Origin of the sequence: Amycolatopsis sp. NPDC004169 (genome assembly GCF_040610315.1) — a bacterium.
In the GTDB taxonomy this organism is placed as follows: Bacteria; Actinomycetota; Actinomycetes; order Mycobacteriales; family Pseudonocardiaceae; genus Amycolatopsis.
In genome coordinates, this window is the sequence record NZ_JBEXMD010000010.1 from 37,022 (window position 1) to 57,353 (window position 20,332).

The following is a 20,332-nucleotide window of genomic DNA, read 5'->3' on the forward strand; positions in this document are numbered from 1 at the left end:
CGCACACCGTCAGTCCGCCAAGAGCCCCCCTTCGCGGGCGATCCGCACCGCGTCGGGGCCGTTCTTGGCGTTGAGTTTGCGCATCGCCGATGCCCGCTGGTTGGCCACAGTGGACGTCGCCACGTGCAGCCGGCCGGCGATCTGGCTGTTGGTCAGGCCGCGGGAGACGAGCGTCAGTACTTCCAGCTCGCGATCCGATATCCCGAACGGCCGCTTCGGTCGCGCGGGACGCTCGCTCGAAAGCCGGTGCGTCCGCCTGATCCGCTTGATCACCCCGGCCAGTGGCTCGGCCCCGAGCCGCTCCGCGATGTGCGCGGCACGGGACGCCGCTTCGGTCGCGGCCGGTCGGTCGAGGGCCCGAGCTGCCGCGTCCGCGGCTCGGGCCAGGGCATAGGCTTCGGGATACGGCCGGTTCAACGCGGCCCACGAATCCGCGAGGCGACTCCACATCGTGAAGGTGTCCTCGCCCGAGGCACGGGCCCGTTCAGCCGCGCAGAGCGCCGCGAACACGCGGGTCTCGGGATCGTCGCCGGTGGTTGCCCTGGCGGCCATGTCGTCGGCGAGGGCCCGGAATTCCAGCGGTGGGCCAGGTGGTGGCCAGTCGGCGACCAGCCGCAGACCGTAAGCACACAACTGCAAGAGGAGCAGGACATCTTCACCGGCGGCGACCACTTCGATGCCGTGCCGCACGCTCGACAGTGCGTTTTCCAGGTCGCCGCGGGCAGCGGCGAGTTCGGCGAAGCAACGGTAGACCGGGCTCAGGAAGCGCGGCTGCGTGCTGGGTAGGTTGCGGATGCTCCGCAACAACCGCTCGGCCTCGTCGAACCGGCCGGTGGCCAGGTCGACCTCCGCCTTGGTGAGCCGCTGGAAGGTGGTTTCCCGCGCCGGGTGGTAGCGCAGCACCTCCTCGGCGAGGAGCGTGGCCTCTTCCCATTCGCCGATCTGGAACAAGGTGGCGCAAGCGTTGTTCGCGAGCAGTGCCGCCTGCCGGGAGTCGAGCAGTCCGAACTCCCGCGTCTTCGCCAAACCCGCCTGGAACAGCCGGGCCGCTTCCGTGAGCCGGCCCGCGCGCTCCAGGCAGACACCGAGGTTGCCGCACGCCCGCAGCTGGTCCTCCAGCTGGTCCTCCGCTTCGGCAATCTTCAGTGCGGCCTCCACGGCCGTGACGGCCTCGGTGTGCTTGCCGAGACCGGACAGCGCAAGTCCGCGGCTGTTGCGGGCGCGTCCGGTCTCCGGGACCGCCGACGCTGCTTCCGCTTCCGCCTCCGCCTGCCAGGCGAGTTCGAGCGCTTCCGAATACCGGCCGGACTTCACCGCCGCCGTGGCGAGCGCCGAACGGACCCGAGAGCCGGCCGCGCTCGGCCGGACCTCGGCGAGCAGATGGTCGGCGGAGCGGAGCTCGGCCAGCGACTCCTCGTCGTATCCCGCCTCCCATAGATAGCTGCTCAAGCGCTCGTGCAAGCCCCCGAGCCGGACGGGACCCGTGCCGGCCGCCGCCTCCACCGCCAAGCGGGCCCAGCTCACGCTCCGTTGGAGATGCCCGGCCCACCGGGCGGCGTTCGCCGCGACTTCCAGCACTTGGACCCGGGTCGTGGCCGCCACCTGTTCCGCGTCGGGCAACCGTGGCCACAGGTCGAGCGCGCGAGCGTACTGCGTCTCGGCTTCCGTGAACGCACGCAGCCGCATGGCCAGGTCGCCGGCGCCGACCGAGGCGTGCAGGGCGCGCGGGATGTCGTCGGCGGCGAACCAGTGGTAGGCGAGCTCGGGCAGCAAGCGCGGGTTTGCCGGCGCTTCGGCGGCCAGCGCCTCGGCGAACCGGGCGTGCAGTCGCCTGCGTTCCCGGGTGAGAACCATCGCGTAGGCGGCCTCGCGGAGCAGGGCGTGCTGGAACCGGTACGAGCCGTCGTCCTGGTCCTCGACGAGGACGCGTTGTCCGAGGCACTCGGTCAGCGCGGCGTCGAGCGTCCGGTCCTCGAGCTCGGCGACCCGGGCCAGCAGTGCGTCCCCGACTCGGCGGCCCGCCACCGCCGCCAGCTTGGTGAGCTCGCTCGCATCGGGACCGAGCCGAGCGAGGCGTTCGCGCATGAGGTTGTCCAGGGAGGGCGGGATCCGGGTGCTGCCGGCACCGGACTCGGCGACGAGCTGCTCGGTGAAGTACGGATTGCCCTCGGACAGCGCGAAATACCGGTCCGCCAGCTCGGGGCTGACGTCCTCCCCGGTCAGCGCGGCGACGAAGGACCGCAGTTCCTGACGGCTGAACGGCGGCAACGTCAGCCTGCGCGTCCGCCTGACGAACTCGGGCTCCGTCAGCCGGACCCGCAGTGGATGCCCGGTGCGGAGCCCGGACCGGTAGCTGCACACGAGCATGAGCCGCTCGTCGGTCTGGGTCAGCACCAGGTAGGCGATCAAGTCCAGGGTGGCGGTGTCGGCCCAGTGCACGTCCTCGAACACCAGCACCAGCGGTTGCCGGTCACCGAGGTGGTCGAGGAGCCGGGCGACCGCGCCGAACACCCGGGTCTGGGCTCCGTACCCGGGCGCCGGCCCCGGCCCGGTGGTGAAGTCGGAGATCAGGTCCGCCAGCTCCGACCAGGCCGGTCCGGCCAGCTCGCGGGCGCGGGACTTGCCTTGCGTGCGGACCAGGTGGCGCAGCGCCTCGGTGAGCGGCCCGTACGGAATACCGTCGCCGGCCAGCTCCAGGCAGCCGCCGGACAGCACGAACGCACCGGACTCCCGGGCGATGCGGGCGAATTCCTGCAGCAGCCTCGTCTTGCCGGAGCCGGCTTCGCCGTCGAGCACCACGGCCGAGGGACTGCCCTTCGCCGCGGCAGCCAGCAGCTCCTCGAGCTGACGGAGTTCGGCGGCCCGGCCGAAGAACCCGTTCATCGGCTGCGCTCAGGCGGGCGGCGAGGCCGCCGCTTTGAGGGACACCGGCCAGGGATAGCTGCCCGGCAGCTCCTCGACCGCCTTGCGCAGCTGGGCCCCGGCGAAGGCCGCCCGGCACGCGCAGCGCAGCGCGTGGAGCTCGCCTTTGAGCTCCGCGGGAAGGCTTTCTCCGGCCAGCACAGCATCGAAGCGCCCGGTGAACCCGGCGGCGACGGCGTCCAGCGCGGCCAATGGCCGCTCGCCCGTGAGGAACGCGCCCAGCGAGCGCAGGACAACCGGCACTTCGGGGTGGTCGGCCGGGAGCGCACGCACGGCGGACAGCAGCGCCTCGGCACCGAGCACGCAGTCGGTGCTGTCGCCGTCGGGGTCCGTGCGCTGCCGCAAGCACAAGGTCGCGGCGTAGACGAACTGCGCCAGCGCGATGTCTTCTCCGGAGAGGGTGACTTCGTCGCTTTCCACCACTTCACTGGCCAAGGCGACAGCCTCGTCGATGGTCTCCACCCCGGGCACTTCCGAGTCGGGCAGCAGCAGCCGGGCCGTCGCGGCCCAGGCGCTTCGGCTGTCCTGGCCGAGGGCCAGCAGTTCCAGCAGGGATCGGAGCAGGTCGTTTCGTGCAGGTCCGGGTTTCGCGGCAGCCGGGCTCGGCTCACCCGGTGCGTCGGTCTCTTGGTCACTGTCCTCCATGATGAGCACCGGATACTCTTCGGGCGGCACGTCGAGGACACCGGCCCCCGGCTCCAGCGCGTTCCGCATGATCCCGAAGATGCCGGTGCCGCCGGCCTGAAACCGGTTCTGCAGGTCGGTGAAGCGACCGAACATGCTGCCCAGCGCCGACATGTCGATGGGCTTGGTGCCCAGACCGAGCATCATCTTCATCAGCTCGCACATCTGCAGCATCAAGTCGGCCATGTCCGACACGTCGGTCGACACCCCGGTGGTCGCTCGCACGGTCCGCAGGAGCTCTTCGGCGCGATCGATGTCCGGCGTGGCAGCGGGCGAACGCCGCCCCGCCATCATGTCGATCGGGGAGAGCGAGACCATGCTCGTCAGCCGGTTCTGGGAGTGGTTGATCAGCAGCATCGCGAGCACCACGCGGATTGTCGCCAGGTAAGAGACCGGGAACTGCCCGTCCGCGATCGCCTCTTCGAGCAGCGAGATGGCCTGCGACCGGGTGGTGGCACCCTGGATTTGGAGGTCGCGAAAGCCCAGCATGTAGCCGAGAAAGGCGGCGGTCTGCGGTCGTAGCGGATCCCCGGGCTGATGGTGGCGGTAGACCTCTTCGGCGCACCGGATCGCCTCGCCGAGGTCGGCCCGCGCCGAGGGGGAATCCAGTGGCGTGCTCGCCACCCGCTGGAACAGCTTCTGCGCCAGGTTGCTGAGCGGCTCCACCCTCGCGGGGCCTTCGAGGCCGGCCAGCCGCGCACGCAGCTCGTCGATGCTTTCGGTGCTTTGGGACATCCGGGTCTCTTTCTCTGATCGGGAGATCGGTCAGTGGCCGGCGTGGACGAACCCGGCCCAGCCGACGACACCCGTGTGTTCGCGGTCAGCGGCGAGCTCACGCAGGTGGGCGGGCATGGTCTCGGGCATGGGGGTGTCCGGCCGGATCAGGCAGAGCTGGGCGGCCCGCAACGCCTGCCACGGAGGCAGTTTTTCCGCGCGGAGGTAATGGTGGAACAGGTACATGAGCATCGAGGTGGCATCGTCCGGAACCGCCCACTGCGTGGAAAGCACCGTGCGGACGCCGCCGGCCAGGAAGGCAGTGCCGAGGCTGTACGCCTCGTCGTACCCGTGGATGGAGCGCCCGGTGTGGCAAGCCGCCATCACGACGAGACCGATCTGCCGGTTCGGCGTGCTGTGCAGCAGCCGCACGATTTCGTCCGCGCCCAGCCCGCCCGGTGCGCCCGCCGAATCGGGTGCCAGTACCAGGCTCGCCTTCGCGGCTCGCTTTTCGGAGCTGAACTGGCCGTGGCAGGCGAGGTGCAGCACCGCACCCGCGTGGGGGGCGTCGGCCGCCAACCACGATCGCACCTGAGCGGCGGTACCCGGCCCGGACGGGCTCACGGTTCCGCTCGGACGGCGTCCCACGTACTTGGCCGCGCGCAGGAAGGCCTTGTGGATTTCGAACGCTTCGAGCCGCGCGGCGGGCAGGTCGCGCGCGGACCCGGCGGTGTCCGGGTCACCGACGACGAGGCCGGTCGACGTCAGCCGGATCGGAGGCCGCGCGGCGTTCGCGCAGAACTCGCGCGCCGACACCGCCAAGGAGAAGGCTGCCAGCTCCAAGGCATACGTGCCTTCGCGGTTACGGGCGGCTTGCCAGGGAATGGCCGCCAGCTCAGCCATCGGGACGAGCACGATGCGCGGCACCCGGCCGCGCTTCGCGGCATCCCGTGCGAAGTAGCGCTCCAAAAGAGGACCGATGGCCACCCGCCAGGCCCAGTCGCAGAGGTTGTCCAGGCGATCGGTGAAGGGCGCTTGAGCGACGGGAGACAGCTCGCGGGACAGGCGTGACAGCGCACTCAGGTAGTCCCCGGCCCCGGCGCCCTGCTTCACGTCGAGGTAGGACAGTGGCAGGTAGGCCATCTGCCCTTCGCGGGGTACCACCAACGCCAGGCCAGGTTGCTGCTGGTCGGTGGGCACGAGGTAGACCAGGGCGTCAGCGTCGACGGTGCGCAAGGCGGCGCGGATGTCCGCCGGAGACGATTTCTTGAGCAGCTTGTCGACGCCGCCCGCGGCGTTCACCAGCACATCGATGGCCTCGGTGCGCAGGCCCGGAGACGCCGGGCCCTCCTCCTCCCACCGGAGGACCAGGTCGTCGCGTCCGGCCACTCGCAGCCTGGGCACAAGGTCGAGCATTTCCACCTCGGCGAACAGCATCAGGCCGCGACCGGCGTCCAGCGCGTCGAGTGCCCCCCTGAGGTCGCCGACTTGCACTCGGTGCCGTGCGATCTGCATGCCGAGCGCGGCGGCTTCGCGCAAGCCCTCCCGCGCGATCGCCGGATCCGATTCCATCAAGGCCTTGTGTGCGAATCGGTACATGGCTTCGAAGCTCACATGGCCGGCCCCTTCCTGGTCACCCACCCGCCGCTTGATGTGCCCGAGCAGCTCGTGGACGTCCGACCACAGCGGGCTCGCCGAACCACCGCGGTCGTCGCGCAGGTCCCGGATAAGGTCCTCGAGTACTTCCTGTGCCTCGTCGAGACCCTCGAGCGTTCCTAGGACTTCCGCCCGCCGCATCAGGTAGACGGCGATCCCGTGGCGCGCGACGTCCCGCATGGGACCGGGTTCGGCGGCGGCCTCCCGCAGCAGCTCGATGGCGAGCTCGATGGGTTTCGGGTCGGTTTCCCGCCACCCACGCATCAGAATCGATGCGGCAGTGATCTTGCCGGCCGGCCCGCTGCCGTCACGGACGTGTCGCCGGAGGATCTCCTCGGTGGTGAGCTGCTCCGACTCGGAGTCCGATCCGGACTCCGAGTCGGACAGGAGCTTGAGCATCGCTTCACCCTCGGGCGGCATCGCGAACCCGGCCGGGTCCAAACCCGCCGCCTCCGAGGAGCGACGCAGCCGGGCGAGCAGGCTCGGCACCGCGTCCCAGTTGCTGTTCTCGTGTGCGTCGAGGAGTTCGTGCACCGCGGCTTGTATGTCCCGCAAGGGGCCGGCTTGTGGTACGTCACCGATGCGGTCGAGCATCCGCCCCATCTGGTCGATGAGGCCGTGCTTGCTGCTGTCGTCACCGCGCTGGAAAGCGATGTCGAGTTTGATCCCCTTGCGCGCGGTTTCGATGGCGTTCAGCGTGGGGCGGAAATCGCCGTGCCGGGCCGCGAGCTCGTCCAGCTCGGCGCCGGCCGCGGCGGCGGTGATCCGCCGTTCCTGGGTGTCGAGTGCCAGCTGGAAGGCGCGGGCCGACGCCTGCGCCTGCGGCCACGCGAGCAAATGCGGTGGCGCACTGTCCACCATGTCCAACAGTGGCCCGAGGTCGGCCATGACTTTCGTCGGGGGCGCCCCACCCCCATCGGTCAGCAGGGTGATCATCGTGGCCGCGAGTTCGCTCCGCCGGGGATCTCCGGCGGGCAGGGTGCCCAGATCGGTCCGGAAGCGGGCCAGGTCGGCCGGCTCCGGTGCGCCTGCTGCCATGGCGTCCAGGACGGCCCGGCAGCGCCGGACGGTTTCCCGGCTCGCCGAGTCACTCGCTCCGTTGGTCACTGTGGCCTCCCTTGGTCCTGCTCTGCTCCCTTTTGACGGACCACGGGCAGCGCTTCACGACGCGACCAGTGCGGCCAGGATGCGGTCGACCGCCGCAGGATCGGCGGACCACGGCTCGTCGTCGAACACGGCCGACACCACGTCCGCGACCACGGCTTCCGGCGGTTCCCCGCGGGCGATCCGGCCTTCGATCGCCGCGACCGCGACCACGGCCCGCTCCAGTCGTGCGTCAGGTTCCTCCTGGCGGAAGGCCGGTTCGATACCCTCCTCCGGCGCGAAGCGCGGCACCGGTACGGAAGGCGGCCGTTTGCGGCCCAGCGGCCGTTCCACGTAGTCCTCGTACCACCGTGGCCGGCGGCGCATTGCCGACAGCACAAGGGCAATCTCGCGTTCGACGGCCCGGCGGGCCGTCGACGGCGGCGCACCGCGGGTCACCCGGCTCTCGGCCCAGTGGTCCACGGGCCAGATACCGGCGCTCGGCACCGAGTCGGTGCCGACGAAGTCCAGGATGTCGACGGCGAGTGCCAGCAGAACGGGGTCGCCGCCCAGCTCCGTGGCCAGCCAGCGGGGCACCCGCGGCCGCTGGAGGGCCCCGCGTTCGCTGCGCCGGCGCCGGTAGCCGTCGACCGTGGCGGGGACGAGACGTCGGCGGATCCAGCCCTCCAGGGAGGTGATCGGGATCCGGGCGTTGCGGAGCACATCGTCGACGACGGCTTCCATGTCGTCGTGGAACCGGTCCAGGCACGGGTCGTCGAGCTGCTGGACCGCGGTGGCACAGCGGTAGTGGCCGCGGTTGAGCTCGAGCTTCCTGGTGAGGCTGCGGAACACGACGGGCTGGGCGATCTCGAACACGGATGCCCGCAGGCTCCGGCGGGCATCGCCGTGGGCAGCGGCCGCGTGGTCGGCCAGCTCGCCCCGGCTCGCCAGCTGCCGGACGTGCTCGGGGACCGTGCGGACGAAGTCGTTCTCGGCCATGGGAAAGGCTCCTGTGGGTCAAAACTGCTTCGGTGCAACCGAAGCTAGGAGCCGGTCCCGGCGAATTCGATGGAGCGGGAACGCTTTGACGACAAGTACCCACCCGTGCGGCGGGTGAGCCACCTCGGGCGCTCGGGATAGACCGGTGCGACACCGGAACTGGACCGGTCAGGGTCGCCAGGTGGCGTCGGTGACCTGCAGCCCGAGTCCCTTGAGCGACCGGTCGAGGTTACGCAGCACGCCCGGGCGGGGCGTGCCGATGATCCAGGGATCGCCGTTCCGGACCTCCAGCTGGAGCGGTCCGTGGTCGGGTGCGTGGTCGACGAAGCCGGCGTAGCGGCGCCTGCCCAGATCGGTCCGGGGGACCATCCGCTGGTTCGCCGATCCCCGCCACACCAGCTCGGTCGGCCGGGTGACGTCGTACCGGCCGAAGACCACGACGTCGGCCTGGCCGGCCGCGGCCCACCGGGTCTCGTCCAGCTCGCCCTCGTCATAACCGGTGTAGAGCAGGAAGTCGAGCTCCCGGCCGGCGTCGCGGCGCACCTCGTCCGCGGCGGTCAGGAAGGCGGCCAGGCCGTCCGCCTGCTGCAACGGTTCGCCGCCGCTGATCGTCAACCCTTCGGCACCACGATCGACCGCGGACCGCCACAGCGCGGTCAGCTCGGCGATCGGCACGTCCTCACCGCCGTCGGCCGGCCAGGTGTCCCGCGACATGCACCCCTTGCAGGAGAGGGTGCAGCCCTGCACCCACACGGCAAGCCGCTCTCCCGGACCCAGGGCGTGCACGGGGTAGTGGGTCCGGCTGATCCGCAATCTCGCGTTCACGGGGTGTCCTCCCGGCGTGCCAGGGTCAGCCGGTGTTCGACGGCTTCGGTGAAGCTCGCGTCGCCCATCGTGGCCGACAAGGAGTCGAAGTACGCGTGTTCCGCCGCGCGGTAGGCGGCTTGGATGGCTTCGATCAGGGTCTCCGGCTGGCGGTCGCCGTTCTCCGGCACCACCACGTCGAAGTCCGCGAAGCCGGGGTCGAGCTGCAGGATCAGCGCCTGCAACTCCGCATCCGCCTCCTCGCACCGGCGCCGGCTCTCCGCGTAAGCCTCCTGGAACGGGTGCCGGCGGGCCAGGCCGATCATGAACGAGACGGACCCGGCGACGAGCAACCCGGCGATCAGCATCGCCACCAGCGTCGTTCCGGTGATGTCGAGCGAAGCCAGCCGTACATGGTCGACGCCTACGACGGCCGCCGCGACCATGCCCAGCAGCGCCGCCATGGTGGCCCAGGCGATGGTCAGCACCGCAGCCGCCGGCCGGAGTGCGCGATCGCTGCCGGTGGCGCGGGACGAACGGAGCATGAACGCGGTGACGTGCGGTCCGAGCACCATGAGCACGGCCGACGAGATCCCCAGCGCCCAGCTCGCCGCCCCGGGCAGCACACCGTCGAGGAAGTGGTGGAAGACGAGGTAGTGCAACGGGCTGAGGGTGGCGACCAGCCCGGCCAGGATCAGTATTCGCCAGCGGAGCCCGAGAGCGGTGGTTTCGCCTTCCCACACCGGGTCGTCCTCGGCCACCTCCGCCGCGGGGTCCGCGGGCCCCGGGTCCTCGGCGCTCGGCGGCCGGTCGAGGTCGGGTTCCCGGAGCCAGGCTTCGCGTCCCGCCAGCCGGCTCATCATCCGCTGCGCGTCCGCCATCTCCTGCGCCGCGCGTTCCCGCCGTCTGCGCACTGTCCTGGTCCCTTCCAATACCGCAAGGTGCCGTTCCCGTGCCGAGGCGATCGCGGCTGAGCAACGGTGACGCAGGACCTCGACGTAGTCTTCGTGGCCTGCTTCGGCGTCCTGAGCGGGCGTGAACGGATCGGTGAACGACCACCCGTCGCGCACGTGGTTGCGCGCGTCGGCTTCGCCTCGCTCGCGTGCTTCGGCGATGAGCTCCGCCGCCGAGGTACGCGGTTCCACGATCGGGCGCGGCAACCGCGGTTCGGGGGGTGCGGGCGGCCGGCGGCGGCGCGACGCCAACACCGGTGGCGGGTTCTGCGGCGGCTGGGTCACTGCTGGTTCTCCCTGGGCGGGCGTTCGTAGAGGATGACCGAGCCCTCGGCGCTGCGGGCGAGCCGGATCCGGTCGCCGGACGCCAATCGCCTGTTCAGGGCGGGCTGGATCTCGACGTCGTTGAGGAAGGTCCCGTTCGGGGTGGTGAGCGGCTCGACCCACGCCGTCCCGTCCGAGGCGACCCACACGACCGCATGGGCGCGCGAGACGTTCGGGTACTCCTGGAACACGCGCTGGTACTCGCCCAGCCTGCCCAGCTGTACCCGGTCCCCTTCGCTGAGCTCGATCTCTCCGCCGGCGAACCGGATGTGCAGTGCGGGTGGGGTCAGCGAGCGACCGCAGGACATCCTCGTGCACCGGGTGTTGCCGGCGGCTGCCTCTTGGTTGCAGTGCCAGCAGCGGTCGGGGCTCCACGCCGTTCGCCTGCCGGTGGCCGGGGCAGGCCCACCCGCGCGATCGGGCTCCCCTGCGGGAGGCGGTCCCGACGCCGGCGGTTCGCGGTCGGCGGCCTCCACGAGGGGACACATGTGCTGGGGGCACAGGGACTTGTCGTCGTCGAACACTTCCGAGCTGTCCACCGAGCAGACCCGGCTCATCAGGCACCGCCCGGGGTGATCCGTGCGGTCAGGCTGGGCCCTTCGTCCTTGTCACCGGGGTGCAGTTCGAGAACCTCGACCAGATCGCCCCGTCCGGCGTTGTCGTCGAACAGCTTCCTGGCGAGCGGGTTCACCAGATTGCTTTCCAGCAGGTTGCCGACGCCGCGGCCGCCGTTGTCCTGATCCGAGGAACACAGCCGGGCCAGGTTCGCGTGCACGGCGGGCGCCAGCTCCAGCCGGACGCCCAGTTCGGCGCGCACCTTGGTGACGACGTTGCGCAGCTGCAGCTCGAAGATCTGCATGGCCACCTGCGGATTGATGTAGTCGAAGACGACGATGTTGTCGCCGAACCGGTTGAGCAGCTCCGGCCGCTTGAGCTCGTTCGTGAAGTGGTTGCGGATCTCCTTGCGGACGCTGGCCTCCAGCTCCGGATATTCGGTGCCCGGCGCGACCAGGCGGTAGGTGACCTTTTCCCCCCGTTCGTTCGTCTCCGTTTTCATGATTCCGAGGTTGGAGGTGAACACCAGCACGCATTCGGAGAAGTAGGTGGTCACGCCCTGGCCGTCGGTGAGCCTGCCGTCCTCCAGGATCTGCAGGAACTTGTCCAGCACCAGTGGGTGTGCCTTCTCGATCTCGTCGAACAGGATGACCTGGAACGGCCGTCGGCGCACCGCACCGGTCAGTTCGCCGCCCGCTTCGAAGCCGACGTAGCCGGGTGGTGCGCCGATGAGCCGGTCGGCGGCCTGCTCGGCGGAGAACTCGCTCATGTCGAACCGCAGGTAGGCTTGGGCATCGCCGAACAGCAGTTCGGCGACCTGCTTGGCCAGCTCGGTCTTGCCGACGCCGGTGGGGCCCGCGAAGAACAGCACGCCGCGAGGCCGGTGCCCCGAAGTGCGGGCCTGGGCGCCGGACAGGCCGAGTGCTGCGCGCTTGAGGATGTCCAGAGTCTTGTTCACCGCGCGGTCCTGACCGAGGACCCGCTCGGCGATCACCTGCTGCCCCTTGGTGATCTGTTCGCGGACGCTGGTGCGCCGCCACAGGTTGTCGTCGATCCCGAGCTTGAAGATCCGCGTGGCGTCGGCGATGCGGTCGACGCCCATCCCGCGGTCCGCCGCCAGCCTGGTGATCTTGAGCAGGGAGTCGAGGGTCATGCCTTCGGTGAGACCGGCGAACTCCTCGTCGGGTGGGAGACGGCCGGGCTCCGGCTCCGCACCTTCGGGCAGCAGGGGGATGAGCAGCCGGGCCATTTCCTGGCGATCGTCGAGGGTGGGCATCGGGGCGGCCACCGTGCGGATCGCCTCGATACCCGCGGTGAACCAGACCGGCAGGTCCCGTTCGCCTTCCACCAGCCAGATGACCGGGTTGTGCAGGGCACGCGGCCGGTCCGGGTACTCGTACCGGGGCGCGGTGAGCGCGAGTTTCTGGAAGAACAGGAACTGGTCGCGCTCGGCCTGGTCGAGCTGGGTGGGAGAGCGGACGAGCCGGGACGCGTGGTCGACGACGAAGGCCAGCCGGGCGGCCGGGCGCCCCGCACAGGCCGCCTGCGCGCCCGCGGCCGGGCGCGTGCTGTCGCTTTCCGGTGGTGGCTGCTCGGCTGTCCCGACGACCTTGGTCAGGTGGACGCGCAGGCGTTCCGGCGACGGGCGCCTGCCCAGCACGGTGGCGCCCAGCACCTGTTCCACGGCCCGGTGCGCCTCGTTCGTCTCCGGGTGGACGCCGACACCGGCGACGGTGTCGTAGGTGACGAGTGCGTCGAACCCGGCCGGGCGGAGCACGTGCCACAGCAGGGGGACCATCGGCATGATCTGCAGCGCGCCGCCGTCCTTCACCAGGAAGGAGTCGCGGATGTTGCCGTGCAGCACGTACTGTGAGTGCACCGCCAGCGTGCCGGCGATTTCGCTCGCGAAGGCCGGGACCCGGCGTTGCTGCTGCATCACGGATTCGGTCGTCATCGGCCGTCCCGGTACCGGTGGATCGGCGCCTCGGTGACGAAGTCCGCGGCCGGAACCTCGCGGCTGGCCACCTGGGGTGCGGATTCCGTCAGCTGCACCCGCACCCCGGCGGCGGCGGCCGCTTCGGCGACGGCCTGGATGCCCGCGTTTGCGACGGCGCAGCGTTCTTCGCCGATCAGCTTTTCGTTGTCGCTGGTGGGAGCGTGTGCGGCTTCGAGGTGGTGCTCGATGATGTTGCCGTCGCGCACCCGGACGACGAGGGAGTGCTGGTCCTCCCACTCGGGCCGGGCGAACCGCAGGCCGGTGAACCCGTCCCCTTCGACCGTTTCCAGCACCTCTTGACCGGCCTCGGTCAGGCACTTGCGGACCAGCTCGCGAGTGAAGGCGCGGTCGGCCACGCCCCCGGCCCACGTCATCAGGCGGACGGCCTCCGAGCGCAGCTCGGGGGTCAGGTCGAGCGAGCCGGCGACGACGTCGCGCAGCGCGGTGGCGGTCCGGCGCAGCGGGGCCGGCGGGTCGATGCCGGCGACGACCTCGGCGAGCGGTCCGTTCTCGAGTGCCGACACCCAGGTGGCGGCCAGCCTGCGTCGTTCGATGCGCGGGTTGAGGGTCCCGACGATCTTCGACCGCAGGTCGCTGAGGTACACCGATTGCTCGGTGCGACCCGCGATGGCTGCGGCTTCGGCCAGCATCTCGTCGCGTTCCTGCGTGGTGGCGTCCGGGTCGAGCAGGCTGATCACGTCGGTGATCGACGCGGCGGACACGGTGGCCGGCCGCTTGGTGTGCCGTTCGGTGCTCACCTGCCGGAGGCGAGCCAGCTCGGCCGAGATGTCGGCGTTCGCCAGGCTGGTCTTCGCGGTGATGGTGACGCGCAGCGGCGGCGCGGCCGCGTCCAGCTCCTTGTGGAGCCGGGCGATCTCGTACTCCGTTTCGGACACCCACTGGACCGCGCGGGCCGCACTGACCTCAGCGGAGAGCGTCAGCGGAGGGGGAATGGGCAGGGCGACGCCTGCCTTCTTGGCGCGTTCGCGGACCAGGCGCAGCCGGGCGTTGACCGCCACGACGTCGGCGATCGCCCGCCGGCGCCACTGCCCCGCCGCCTCCGCCGCTTCGATCGCGGCGATTTCGGCCTCGAGCCGGGCGCCCGATTCGCCGAGCGCGCGAACACCGCTTTCCGCGGCGCTGTTGATGGCCCGGGCCACCAGCACGGCTCCGGCGGTCACCGCGAGCGCCCCCGCGACCACAATGGCTCCCGCCGCGACGATGGGCAGACCGACCGGCGCTACGGCCATGGTTCCAGAACTCATGGCTACCTCCTCAGGGATTCGATGACGGACGGTCGTTTCGCGGGCGAGCCAGGATTTCCCGCTCGCGTCGATCCTGGTTGCGCCACGCCAAGGACCGCTGGACCGTCCACGGCAGCAGGGAAAAGGCGACGGCGAACGGCATGACGGCGGGTGCGAAGACGGTGAGGGCGATCAGCCCCAGCACGACCGCCACGGCGACCGGGCCGGCGATCCGGCGTGCGATGAGGCTCCGGGCCAGCCTGCCCACGGCGACCCGCCCCGCGCCGAGCAGCGAGTAGGCGGGGTGGAACCGCCCTCCGCTGTCCCAAGCCAGGATGCTCTCCGACACGAGCCCGAGCAGCAGCGCGGCGACCACACCGACCCAGGAGTCGATGATCTGGACGTCGGAGGCGAAGTCGACCACATCGCTGAGCCCGATGAGTGCGAACAGGACGGCGGCGATCGCGGCGACCCCGGCAGCGGCGTAACTGAGGGCCTGCGGGCGATTCTGCCGGCGGGACCAGTCACGCAGACCTTCGGTGCGGCGCAGCCAGTCCTCGTGCGCCCGCCGCGCGAGAGCTTCATCGGCGAGGCGTGCAGACTCGGCTTCCGCGTGGGACACGAGGGCCATCGCGATCCAGTGGCGGTCCGGCTCGGCGATCAGCCGGGAAAACCAGTCCAGGCGGAAAGCCCGCGCCTGCTCGTCGAGCGCGCGCCGGATCTCTCGTTTGTTCTCGGCGCCGGCCGTCGCCGCGAGCAACGCCAGGGAAAGCGCGCGGCCTCGTTCTTCACGGAGGAAGAGCTCGGCGGCCCGCCGAGCTCCGGTGTCTCCGACGGCGCGCGCCTGCACGGCCAGATCCTCCTGTGCCTGCGGCCAGGCGGCGCGGACCTCGGCGAGCCCGGCCCCGCTCTGGCCGTGCTCGGTGCCGCCACCGATGGCGAGCAGGCGGAACAGGTCGTGCTCCCACAGCTCCGTGACGATGTCCGTGCTCGGGATGGTCCCTTGGTAACCCTCCTGAGCCAGCAGCGCGAGGTGCCCGGGCGTGATGTTCCACCGGCGGTACCAGGGCGGGAAGGTCGGGTCCACCGCCCGGATGAGGTGCAGCAGGCGGACGTCGGCGGGCGCGCGGCGGGCCGGCGCGGGGATGCGCACGCCGTTGTCGGGGAACATCGCCAGCCACGCGAGCAGCCGGTTCCGCGGCCCGTGGTCGTCGCCGCACAGGACCGACAGGGAGAGCTGCCAGTCGTTGATCAGGTCGGCGGCCAGGGTCCGGCGGTCCCAGTACTCTTGTCCGGCGAACACGTAGGGCTCCGCCGTTCGGGTGGCCTCGGTGTCGGGGGTCGCGGCCCTGCTGACTCCCGGCCGTTCACCGCGCAGCCAGGCGGTGACCTGCTCGGCACCCCAGCGCTCGTCGGGGTTGATGGTCAGCAGACCGTCACAGAGCAGGCGAATGCCTTCGTCGGCGATTTGGCTGGTGTTGAGCGGGTGACTGATGAGCCGGCTGCGGATGATGTTCTTGTGCTCGACGTCGGCGAACAGTTCCTGCCCCGTGGCGAGTTCCAGCACGCAGACGCCCAGGGACCACCAGTCGAAGGCCGGGCGGATCTGGCCGGTCACGGACTCTGGCGGGGTGTAGGGCACGGTGCCGACCCGGGTTTCGTCCACCCAAAGCTCGCCTGCCGGCACGTGGAGGGCGATGCCGAAGTCGGCGATCCCGAGCGTGAGCGGCTCGCGTTCGCCGACGAGCAGGTTCGCGGGCTTGACGTCACGGTGCACGATGCCCGCTCGGTGGACGTCGGCGAGACCGGACGCGAGCTGGCGGACGATCTCCGTGAGGACGTCCGGGGCGACCCCGGAGGGATGCCGGTCGCGCATATCGAGCAGGGTGCCGCCGGTCAGGTGGGCCATGACCTCGTAGAAGCGGTCCTCGTCGACGCCGGTTTCCTCGTAGCCGACGACGTGGTCGGGGCACGGACCGCTGAGGAATTGGACGACCTGCTCCACCGGGCGCCAGCCGGGGCGGTGCACCTTCAGCACGCGCTGCGCGTTGTCCGACCGCCGGATCACGTGGTAGACGTCGGCCTGGTTACCGGACCCGGTGATGTCGAGCTCGACCTTGAACCGGGCGGCCAGCCCGGGCGGCAGCCCCGGCGAAGCGCCGCGCGGCCGGGAACGGCCGGGATCGACCTCGGTCGGTGCGCCGCGGCCGAGCGGCGCCCGTCCGGGGTCGAGCTCGGTGGGCGGCCCGTTCGGCGGCGGTGCCGCGCCCCGCCCCGGATCGAACTCCGTGAGCGGGGCGCCGTCCGGTGTCGTCACCCGGCTGTCACCTCGAGCTTCACCGGGCGCACGTCAGCTCGACCACCACGGACCGGTTCCGGGCGGCCTTCGCCGGGTCCAGCGTCCCGCCCGGCCCGATGTCGGGCTCGTGGTACTTCCCGGTCTGGCCGTCACCGACGGTGCTGATCCGATCGGCGGCGATGCCCGCCTGCACCAGCAGCGCCTTCACCGTCTCGGCTCGTTGCTTGGAGAGTGTCACGCTGTCCTCGGGTGAACCGTAGGTGGCGGTGTTGCCGACCAGGTTCACCTTCTGCGAGCCGCCGGTCAGCTGGGACACCAGCGCCTGCAAGGTACTCTGAGCAGCCTTCTCGTCGCGCAGTTTCGCTTCGTTCGGACGGAAGCCGACCGGTCCGCTGTCGCGCAGGACGGTCGTACCGCACGGCTGGAAGGTCACCGGGGCCGGCAGCTTGACCTGGGAAACCGGCTGGTCGGCCTTGACCTCCTCGCGTTTGCTGGGCACCTCCACCGGCGTGGAGCACTTGGCTCCCGCTTTGTCCACGATGGCCTTCCACAGAGCGGTGACCCGCTTCTGCAGGTTGTCGTCGAGGGCGGCCTGGGGCTCGGCGGTGAGACCGGTCCCGACGAGCAGCACCGTCTTGTCCTTGAGCTCGGGCAGAAGCTGTTTGCCTGCCAGGAAGTTCGCGACTTCCCCCGGGTCGGCGTCGAACATCCCGTCGTTCAGGAAGGAGACGGCACCGGCGGTGGAAAGTCCGGAGTCCATCATGACGACCGTGCCGCCTTCGCCGGTCAGCTTGGCCGCCTGGGACAGTGCGGACAGATCGTCCGCCTCCGGCTTCTTCGGAACGACGCCGGCGACCGCCGTGGTGACCTGCTGGACGGCGGCCTCGATCTGCTGCTTGCGCCGTGTGTCGTTCTTGCCGTCGATGGCGGGGGAGACCTTGACCACGCGCGAGGGTTCGCCGTCGACCCGGAACACCTGGATGGCCTGCTGGTTCACCACCGCGCCGGAGAGCAGGTCCTTCACTTCCTTGGGGATGGTCGGCCGCTGACTGCCCATGCGGCCGCCCACCACGAGACTGACCGGCTTGTCCGCGGCGGCCGCGCACTCACCCTGCTGCGCGTCGGCTGCGTTCCCCTGGGAGGCCTCCGGGGGTTTCGGGTCGCATGCGGTCAGCAGGACCGCGGCGGTGGCCGTCGCCGCGACGGCACGCCACAGACGTCCGCCGCGGGACCGGAGAGAAGTCATTCTTGGCCCTTCCTGTTCTTTTCGTCCTCTTCGTCCACTTCGGACCTGGTGGGCTGCTGTCCGGTTTCGCCCTCGGCCGACCCGCGGCCGAGCAGCTTCAACTCGGCGTCGGCGATGACCTTCGCTGTCGAGCTTTCGGGCAGCGCGAGGTACAGCTTTCTGTCGTGTTCGGCTCGCTCCCGCAGGTCCTCGACCTGTTTGGCGAGCCGTTCGGCCGCCACGAGCCCGGCTTCGAGGTCCGCCATGCGGGCAGCACCCTTGGAGCGCTTGGCCACCGCACGTGCCCACTGCCGGGCGGCCGGGTTGTGCAACTTGTAGGCGCCTGCGCCGGACAGGACACCCGTGCCCAGGTAGAGCACGAGGAACAAGATCGCGGGCATCAGGTTGGCCTGCAGGGGAAGGTCGGCCGCCTGCCCCTGTGCCGGGTCGTCGTACTCCGCGGTGGTGCCGGTGGCCGGAACGGCGTAGAACCAGCGGAAGAAGAAAGCCGCCAGCCCGAGTGCCAGCCACACCCCGGCGCACATCTTGGCGATGAGGCTCGCGTTGGGCGCGTGCCGCTGGACCGAAGCTTCCTTCCAGCTCTTGCCCGCCGTGTGCGAAAGCGCGAGGCATACGACGGTGAACCCGCCGACGAATCCCCACAGCGCCCACTCGTATTCGTCGAGCGCCTGCGTGAGCACCTGGTTGAACGCGACGACATCGACGGCCGCCGCGGCCAGCAGCACGAGGTACTGCAAGCCGGTGGTCGGCGGCAGGCCGACGATCAGCGAGGCATCGCCGCGGATCACCCTCCGACGCGGGGACAGAACCCGCACCGGACGCTTCGGCTCGGTCATCGTTTTCCTCCGCGGCGCTCGCTCAACCGGACCGGCTCGTGGTAGGGGGCGTCCGGGTCGGTCACCCGCTCCAGGGCGTGGGCGACCGCGGCGTCGAGGTCGTCCATGATGTCCCGCTGGTCCTCACAGAGGATCCGCCGGTATTCGACGAGTGCGTGGACCTCGGCGGCCAATGCCTCGATTTCGGCCACGAATTCGTTGTGGTTCGCCGTGAGCTGCAGCAGCCACTTCGCCTTGTGCGCCTCGATGTAGGCGTTGAGGTACGCCCTCCCGTTGCCGTCCTGGCCGAGCGAACCCACCTTCCGGCCGACGTCCGCGAGCAGTTGCGTGTCCGAGACTTCCGGCAGCGGTCGCCTGTGCAGGTCCCGCAGCCGTCGGGTCAACGCCCGCGGAAGGCGTTCCGACCGGGATTTTCTCAACCTCATGCGGATTGCTCGTATTCCTCCGGCTCGGTGCCGGGTCCGGATTCGGGTTCGCGCGCCTCCGGGCGGACACGCTCGATGACGTGCTGCAGTTCGTAGTCGCCCTGCCCGAGCGACTCCGGTTCGCCCACCGCCGGTTCGACCACCCACGAGGGCAGCACCTGACTGGTGTACTTGATCAGCGGGGCCAGGTAGGTGCCCTCCGCGTGCGCCAGCACCAGATGCTCCCAATAGGCGGCGACCCGCATGGCGCTGCGGGCGCCGATCTGCCTGGCCCTGGTCTGAGCGAGCACGAAGTCGGAGCGGACGGCCTGCTCGGTCTCGGCGATACGGCTGTCCAGCTCGTTCAGCTCCTCGTGCAACGCGGCTTCCCCGCCGTGCGCGGCCGCGATCCGCCTCGCTCGTGCGGCTTCCCGACGGCTGCGCAGGACCACCGCCTGGTCCGGCCGGACTTCGGCGCGGCTGCGTGGTAGCAGTTCCTCGTCCGTGAGCGGGGTCTCTGCGCCGCTGACGCTGTCGGAGGCGCGCTCCAGGTCCTTCTTCGTGTTGGTGTACCGGCGGCGCAGGACTTCGAGCGACTCCAGGCGCGGTTTGCTGCGCTTTACGAAATTCGCCAGTTCTTCGGCCATTTCGTCCAAGGCGATGTTCTGCAGGTACTTGGGATAGGGCGCGGTGATCACGCCTTCGCCGGAAACCATGGCCAGCACGTCGTTGTACGCCGGGGTGCGCAGCTTGCCGTCCCGGCGGCCGCGCAGCCGGTCGGCGCGCCGGTCGCGCTTGCTGTACACCTCGTCCGGACCGCGATCGGTCATCGTCGCTCCTCTCGAATCCGGGCATCCCTGAAGTGCGCCAAGGCCTCGCGGTGCCGGATCCCCAGCCGGGCCAGCGCGTTCACCTGCACGCGCAGCTCATCCGCCACCGCCTGGCCGGGAAAACCCGATTCCGGTACGGGAACGTCCAGCTCCGTCAGCGCGGTGAGCGCGGCGAGGAGCCGGCCGCTCTCGGCCATCAGTTCGGCCTCGCGCACGGCTTCCTGCGCCCGCTCGAGCGCCGCCGCGAGAGCTCCCTTGGCTTCGCCTTCCGGGAGCCCGAACCGCTCGCCTTCGTCGAGAACCCGTCGTCCCATGGCGATCAGCCGGGAGGTGCTGCGGCCCATCTGCTCGGTGATCTCGCGAAGCTGGGGGTGCTCACTGACGCTCGGAGCCACGTCGGACTCCTCCCACACGCTGTCGTCCGGCCTCTCCCGGCGCATCGGTTCGACCGTCGTCGTCACCGCGTCGGCCGTGATCAGCAGCGCCGAGCCGGTGGAACTGTCCTCGACAAAGGGCGCCTTCGCGCGCAGTGACTGTGCGGTGTCGTCCTGCGACACCAGTACCTCGACCACGTCGCGACCCATGCTCCGGAGCCGCGGCCGGACGGCGGGCTCGGACACCGAAGCGCACATGCGCTCCAATGCGTCCGCGATCAGGGTCCGGTCCCGGCGGAACCGGATCCCGGCGGCGACTCGCGCGCCGCCCAGCACCACCAGCGCGGCCGTGACCGTCGCGGCCGCGATCCACTCGAGCTCCTCGGTGTTCCACTCCACAGTCCGGTTT

At 70.6% G+C, this 20,332-nt stretch carries 15 protein-coding genes; all 15 read right to left on the reverse strand.

Going from position 1 to position 20,332, the window contains the following annotated elements; all coding sequences use genetic code 11:
- Positions 1–9: 9 nt before the first annotated feature.
- The 15 genes from ABZX11_RS15860 to ABZX11_RS15930 all read right to left on the reverse strand — a co-directional run bounded on the left by ABZX11_RS15860 (position 10) and on the right by ABZX11_RS15930 (position 20,322).
- The gene (locus tag ABZX11_RS15860; protein WP_354913560.1) at positions 10–2,883 is read right to left on the reverse strand and encodes an AAA family ATPase; all 2,874 of its coding nucleotides are present in this window, start codon (positions 2,881–2,883) and stop codon (positions 10–12) included.
- A 9-nt stretch (positions 2,884–2,892) separates the two neighbouring features.
- On the reverse strand, positions 2,893–4,272 hold the full coding sequence (locus tag ABZX11_RS15865) for a hypothetical protein (protein WP_354913562.1): 1,380 nt from the start codon (positions 4,270–4,272) through the stop codon (positions 2,893–2,895).
- Between the two features lie 99 nt (positions 4,273–4,371).
- Positions 4,372–7,083, reverse strand: coding sequence for a CHAT domain-containing protein (locus ABZX11_RS15870; protein ID WP_354913564.1), 2,712 nt, complete (start codon positions 7,081–7,083; stop codon positions 4,372–4,374).
- A gap of 54 nt (positions 7,084–7,137) precedes the next feature.
- The gene (locus ABZX11_RS15875) at positions 7,138–8,058 is read right to left on the reverse strand and encodes a hypothetical protein (RefSeq protein ID WP_354913566.1); all 921 of its coding nucleotides are present in this window, start codon (positions 8,056–8,058) and stop codon (positions 7,138–7,140) included.
- Positions 8,059–8,226: 168 nt separating this feature from the next.
- Positions 8,227–8,883, reverse strand: coding sequence for a 4Fe-4S single cluster domain-containing protein (locus ABZX11_RS15880; RefSeq protein WP_354913568.1), 657 nt, complete (start codon positions 8,881–8,883; stop codon positions 8,227–8,229).
- Positions 8,880–10,100, reverse strand: a complete 1,221-nt coding sequence (locus ABZX11_RS15885; protein WP_354913570.1) for a hypothetical protein — start codon at positions 10,098–10,100, stop codon at positions 8,880–8,882. The genes ABZX11_RS15880 and ABZX11_RS15885 overlap by 4 nt, the downstream gene beginning before the upstream one ends.
- A complete protein-coding gene (locus ABZX11_RS15890; RefSeq protein WP_354913572.1) occupies positions 10,097–10,447 on the reverse strand; it encodes an FHA domain-containing protein in 351 nt (116 codons plus the stop codon). Before ABZX11_RS15890 ends, ABZX11_RS15885 begins: the two co-directional genes overlap by 4 nt.
- A gap of 248 nt (positions 10,448–10,695) precedes the next feature.
- Entirely contained in the window at positions 10,696–12,648 is a 1,953-nt protein-coding gene (locus ABZX11_RS15895; RefSeq protein WP_354913574.1) for an AAA family ATPase, read from the reverse strand.
- Positions 12,645–13,955, reverse strand: a complete 1,311-nt coding sequence (locus tag ABZX11_RS15900; protein WP_354913576.1) for a hypothetical protein — start codon at positions 13,953–13,955, stop codon at positions 12,645–12,647. The genes ABZX11_RS15895 and ABZX11_RS15900 overlap by 4 nt, the downstream gene beginning before the upstream one ends.
- 10 nt (positions 13,956–13,965) lie before the next feature.
- Positions 13,966–16,251, reverse strand: coding sequence for a protein kinase (locus tag ABZX11_RS15905; RefSeq protein ID WP_354913578.1), 2,286 nt, complete (start codon positions 16,249–16,251; stop codon positions 13,966–13,968).
- A gap of 19 nt (positions 16,252–16,270) precedes the next feature.
- Positions 16,271–17,479 (reverse strand): OmpA family protein, encoded by a 1,209-nt coding sequence (locus ABZX11_RS15910; protein ID WP_354913580.1) that lies wholly within the window; start codon positions 17,477–17,479, stop codon positions 16,271–16,273.
- Complete coding sequence (locus tag ABZX11_RS15915) at positions 17,476–18,315, reverse strand: hypothetical protein (protein ID WP_354913582.1); 840 nt, start codon at positions 18,313–18,315, stop codon at positions 17,476–17,478. Before ABZX11_RS15915 ends, ABZX11_RS15910 begins: the two co-directional genes overlap by 4 nt.
- On the reverse strand, positions 18,312–18,740 hold the full coding sequence (locus tag ABZX11_RS15920; protein WP_354913584.1) for a hypothetical protein: 429 nt from the start codon (positions 18,738–18,740) through the stop codon (positions 18,312–18,314). Before ABZX11_RS15920 ends, ABZX11_RS15915 begins: the two co-directional genes overlap by 4 nt.
- Positions 18,737–19,549 carry a hypothetical protein gene (locus ABZX11_RS15925; RefSeq protein ID WP_354913586.1) on the reverse strand — a complete coding sequence of 271 codons (813 nt, stop codon included), beginning with the start codon at positions 19,547–19,549 and terminating at the stop codon, positions 18,737–18,739. The genes ABZX11_RS15920 and ABZX11_RS15925 overlap by 4 nt, the downstream gene beginning before the upstream one ends.
- Positions 19,546–20,322, reverse strand: coding sequence for a hypothetical protein (locus tag ABZX11_RS15930; RefSeq protein ID WP_354913588.1), 777 nt, complete (start codon positions 20,320–20,322; stop codon positions 19,546–19,548). Before ABZX11_RS15930 ends, ABZX11_RS15925 begins: the two co-directional genes overlap by 4 nt.
- Between the last annotated feature and the right edge of the window lie 10 nt (positions 20,323–20,332).